Origin of the sequence: Ureibacillus sp. GCM10028918 (assembly GCF_042666115.1) — a bacterium.
Lineage (GTDB): Bacteria > Bacillota > Bacilli > Bacillales_A > Planococcaceae > Ureibacillus.
Genome location: NZ_JBHTFK010000004.1, coordinates 1 through 5228 on the forward strand (window position 1 = coordinate 1; position 5228 = coordinate 5228).

3 protein-coding genes and 2 rRNA genes are annotated in these 5228 nt (G+C 33.6%); 3 read left to right on the plus strand and 2 right to left on the minus strand.

Annotated elements, in window-relative coordinates; all coding sequences use genetic code 11:
* Positions 1 to 65 (minus strand): 16S ribosomal RNA (locus tag ACFQU5_RS03310); the annotation flags it as partial.
* A gap of 982 nt (positions 66 to 1047) precedes the next feature.
* Between ACFQU5_RS03310 and ACFQU5_RS03315 the strand changes: the two genes are divergently transcribed.
* The 3 genes from ACFQU5_RS03315 to ACFQU5_RS03325 are packed head-to-tail and all read left to right on the plus strand — an operon-like array spanning position 1048 to position 4819.
* Positions 1048 to 2592 (plus strand): spore germination protein, encoded by a 1545-nt coding sequence (locus tag ACFQU5_RS03315; RefSeq protein WP_390284728.1) that lies wholly within the window; start codon positions 1048 to 1050, stop codon positions 2590 to 2592.
* Positions 2593 to 2621: 29 nt separating this feature from the next.
* Positions 2622 to 3701: a GerAB/ArcD/ProY family transporter gene (locus ACFQU5_RS03320; protein ID WP_390284732.1), complete on the plus strand. Its 1080-nt coding sequence runs from the start codon at positions 2622 to 2624 to the stop codon at positions 3699 to 3701.
* Positions 3698 to 4819, plus strand: coding sequence for a Ger(x)C family spore germination protein (locus tag ACFQU5_RS03325; protein ID WP_390284730.1), 1122 nt, complete (start codon positions 3698 to 3700; stop codon positions 4817 to 4819). Before ACFQU5_RS03320 ends, ACFQU5_RS03325 begins: the two co-directional genes overlap by 4 nt.
* Before the next feature lie 322 nt (positions 4820 to 5141).
* On the opposite strand, the gene rrf is transcribed toward ACFQU5_RS03325, so the two are convergent.
* A 5S ribosomal RNA gene (rrf, locus tag ACFQU5_RS03330) occupies positions 5142 to 5228 on the minus strand; the annotation flags it as partial.

Sequence of the window (5228 nt, forward strand, 5' to 3'; positions counted from 1 at the left end):
TCGACTTGCATGTATTAGGCACGCCGCCAGCGTTCGTCCTGAGCCAGGATCAAACTCTCCATAAAAGAGAAAATTTGATAAAGCTCAAATTTCTGTTGAACATTATTACTAATGTTCAAAAAAACATCTGCTGGCATCAATTTTGATGTCCAAAATTTTGTTTCTCTAAATTAATAGAAGAAACTATGTTTCATTAACGTTTTGTTGTTCAGTTTTCAAGGTTCAAATTACTTATATTAATAGCGAACTTTTTAATTATAACAGTGAACATGTGCACTGTCAACAACTAAATATTTCACCTATTTTTAAAAGCAACTTTTATATCATACCATCAAGCAAATAGGTTATCAAGCATTTTTTCTAACAAACTAAAGTTCTGCTCTTTCGACAGCTAAATTATTATATCAAATCAACAAGTTGAAGTCAATTGTTTTCAATAAAAAATACTATCTAATACGTCATAGCGACAAATATTAGGATACAATATAATACAGAAAATGCAAGTGCCCTCTACTAAGTAAAATAGAATTGATTAATCTCCATATATTTAACTTGATTTGTTAATTATAGATAACATTTTAAAAAGTATACTTCAACCTGAGGAAATTTTGTTTAACTTATAATACAAACAAAGATCCTATGTTAAATCTAAATTTACACCATCCAACATCGAAGTTGAGAATATACTTTCCCTTTCGAGTATCTTTATAGTTTAGGAAAATTACCCATATAACCTCTAATTCTTTAATGCCCTCTACTAAATTAAATAATCTCCTCTGTTAAGATTAAAATGTAAAAATTTTGGTCATTATGAAAATAAGCCCAGTTATGAATTTGATAGAGTATTTGTTCGTCCTAATACCTTCATTAAACATTAATTCATAGGGAAATTTATTGTTTTTAGTTCATTTATCCATCATCTCCTTTATATAACTAAGATACGAAATGGAGGGAGTCCTTATTTTTTTTAGAAGAAAAAAGAAGGAGGTTGTATTACCCAAAACAACTAATTCTAACGAAAGTAATAATGGAATACAACCCAATCAATTGAATGCAAATGGTCTACAGAAGAGTGAAAGTTTATCAAAAGAATTATCTAGCAGCTCATCAACCAATAAAGATTTAAAAGATGCTATTGCATCTTCTACTGAAGAATTTATTAATTCCATAAATAAGAAAACTCATTCTCCAGCTGATTTAGTAATCCGGTATGTAACTGATACAATTACCGTTGTATTTATCGAGAATTTAATCAAGGAGGACGTTTTGAATGAAAAGATCCTGCCTATATTGCAAAACGTTACCGAAGAAACACCGAGTATCATTCAAAAATTGTTGCCTCTACCACAAGTAGATATTTCCAATCAACTAACTAACAGTATTGATACCATGTTGACAGGTGCTGTCATTATTCATATAGATGGATATCCACTAAATGTTTTAGCTGTCATACCAACAGTTGAATCCCGTAGCTTATCTACACCCGAAAATGAATCACAAGTTATTGGTTCACAAGTAGGTTTTAATGAGAGTATCTCAACAAATATATCTATTGTTCGACGATATATTACGAACCCGAATCTTTGCAATGAAAAAATGAATCTTGGGAAACAAACAAAAACCAACATTTCCGTGCTATATATTGACGGTCTGACAACCGAACAAAATGTTAATACGGTACGGCAAAGAATACAGGCTCTGGAGATTGAAGATTTACTTGATAGCGCAGTGCTTACAGAACTAATTGATGATAGCTCTAAGTCTATTTTCCCTCAAATGTTACTTACAGAACGTCCTGACCGATTTTGCGACGGAATATTAAGTGGGAAAGTAGGCATTCTTGTGGATGGAAGTTCGATGGGGATTCTTTGTCCTTATACATTTATTGAGTTTTTCCATAGTAGAGAAGATAAAAACCTAAGATGGCCAGTCGCCACATTTGTGAGATTATTAAGATTTGCGGCTATTTTTATTTCGATTTTTTTTACACCCTTGTATGTAGCATCTTTGACCTTCCATTATGAAGTAATTCCACAGCCGCTTTTAGTTCCACTCAGCGAATCCCGAGCGATTGTACCTTTTCCACCGATATTGGAAGCACTTTTTTTAGAGTTAATTATTGAACTACTGCGTGAGGCGGGATCAAGATTACCAACTAAAATTGGTCAAACTATCGGGATTGTTGGGGGTATTGTACTCGGAACTGCTGCAGTACAAGCTGGAATTACTAGTAACATTCTTATTATAATTATCGCTCTGTGCGCCCTATCTTCGTTTACTACACCTAATTATATGATGGGGAATGTTATCAGAGTAATTCGATTTCCAATTATTATTTTAGCCGGATTCTGGGGATATTATGGCATTATACTAGCTTTTTGTTTTCTACTAATTCATTTATTGCGTCAAACAAGCCTAGGTTCTCCTTATATGTCGCCATTTTACCCACCTAGATTTAAAATCTGGGGGGATAGTATCATTCGACTTCCCCAACCGTTTGTGATTCGGAGGTCACCAAATTCAAGAGTCAACAATAAAAATACTAAAACTATCAGCAAGACATTGGAGGGTAAGGAGAGGAAGATTGAGTGATCAATAAGTTACAAGTTAATCCTACTCAAATGTTTAATGCTCCTGTCCTCTTTTTTGTAATTTGTAAAGTCCAAATTGGGGTGGGAGTCATGGGATTTCAGAGCCTCATCTATGAAGATGCAAAACAAGATTCATGGATATCCATCATTATTAGTTTTCTGGCAAGTCACCTTATAGTGATTATTATGTTTAAAGTATTGGAAATGTACGACTCGAACGATATTTATGGGATCACTTTAGATTTATTCGGTAAATATTTAGGCAACTTTATTAATTTCATATTAGTTCTATATTCCGGGTCCATATTTTTTTCTATAATCAAAACCTTTTCTGAGGTTATGATTACATGGGTATTTCCTGATATCAATCCATCTTTTATTATAATCACAGTACTATTACTAGTCATATATACTTTTACCGGTGGACTAAGATTAATCATTGGTCTTTGCTTTTTGTGTTTCTTTTTACCCCAATGGATGGTCGCTGTCCTATTATTCCCATTAGAATTCGCTAACACTAACTACCTATTTCCTATCTTTGATAATGATTTAATAAATCTACTAAAAGGATCTTACGCCATGTCCTTTACAATAGTAGGTTTTGAAGTACTCGCAGCACTTTACCCTTTCGTCAAAGAAAAGAAAAAGGCGAAATTATATGTACATTTAGGGTTATTGTACACAATGCTCCTTTATCTATTCGTTATGTTAGTTTCCTTAGTTTTTTTTAGTGGAGAACAGCTTGAAAGGCTAGTATGGGCAACACTGTCTTTGTTTAGTATTGTTCGTCTCCCTTTCTTTGAAAGAATCGAAATTTTTACTATTTGTTTTTGGTTAATTGTTATCTTACCAAATCTTTGTGTATATGCCTGGACTGCCTATCGTGGTTTTAATCGAATAATTAAGATAACCGAGAGAAAGTTTATTTTAATTTTCGCATTGTTCATTTTCATTGGAACATTACTAGTAGAAGATCAAATTCAACTGAACGTTATTAATAAGATTGTTGGGGGTTTTTCATTTTACGTAGTGTTTATATTACCATTTTTCATATACTTCATTGCTCTTTTAAAGAAAAAATTCTCGAAAAGACAGGTGAGAAAAAGTTGACTTCGAAGAAATACCTACTTCTATTCATGACAACCATCATAATTTTAGCCGGTTGTACAAATCAGAAGATTCTCGAGAGAACTAGTTTAACGACGTTGATAGGTTATGATCCAGCAGAAGATGACAAGATTACCGTTACAGCTGCTATCCGACAAATCAACCCCGAGTTGGAAAGTAAAGTAGAAATTCAATCTGCAACAGCTGATACAAGTAGAGGTGCCCGTACAAAGATTGAGTTAAAAACATCTAGAAAAATTGGAGCAGGACAATTAAGAGTTGTATTATACGGTGAAGAGATTGCAAAATCCGGTATAGAAGATAGCATTCATCAATTAAAGATGAATCCTGAAATTAGTAACGGCATCTACTTGGCTGTAGTTGAGGGAAAATCAAATTCATTAATAGAGAACAAATATAAAAATATCACGGACATTGGTCAACATATTTTTCAATTAATCGATCATAATATCGACCAAAATCATGCACTCTCACCAACCCTTCATGAAGTAAATCGTGACTATACTTCTGAATTGGCAGATTATTCCTTACCAATATTGAAAAAGGAAGGAGAATATATCGAAATCTCAGGTATTGCTTTTTTTCAAAGTGCGAAAATGGTTGGACGTCTCCCTTCTGAGGATAGCTTATATCTAAAAATGATTCGTAATAATTTTAAAGGGGGATCATTAGAAATGGTGCTACCCTCTTCAACTTTTGAGTCCACCTCTGCTACTTCCTCAGAAGAAATAAAGATTGGCCTTGACTCCATCAATTCGAGTAAAAAAATCAAGTTAATTGATAAAACAGTACCAGAATTTAATTTGACAATTACTCTTGATAGTCGACTAATAGCAGTACCTGTAGGCTTACATGAGGAAGAAAAAAAAGTACTAAAAAATCTCGAAAAAGCAATAAATAAAAAAATGGAAAGTGAAATAAATCGAATTATTCGATATAGCCAAGAAGTTAATTCCGATATTTTCCGCTTTGGTGAACGCTATAAAGCCGAAGTTCGAAAGGCAAATATTGATAGGGAAAAATGGCATGAGATGTATCCTGAAATGAAAGTAAACGTAACCGTTAAAACTCATATCGTTCGAGATGGTGTATTCCACTAAAATATCAAAGAACCATTTCAACAATTGAAATGGTTCTCTTTTGGGATTAGCTAGATGTTCTGTTATCACAGTGTTTCCTCATTTACTTCCATCTATTTTATATAGGACGATGACACGTCGGTTAATTACTTCATTTGCGTCTTCCATACTTGGTGAGGTATTTACAGTGCTCTTTTCAGCTTAATTCCTTGTTATCCTTAGTTTGTTTGTTTCCTTTTTGTATATTTTCCGCTTCTTGTCCGTGCCGATTAACCTTCACTTCTTATTAGTTGGCGACTTTTTTACAATAAAAAAACCGCTGAATACTCAGCGGTTTACTTTTGCCTAGCGACGTCCTACTCTCACAGGGGGAAGCCCCCAACTACCATCGGCGCTAAAGAGCTTAACTTCCGTGTTCGGTATGGGAACG

Bases quoted from the DNA above. Each gene is read 5' to 3' on its own strand.
- ACFQU5_RS03320 (WP_390284732.1), top strand. From the start codon at position 2,622: ATGTTTAATGCTCCTGTCCTCTTTTTTGTAATTTGTAAAGTCCAAATT.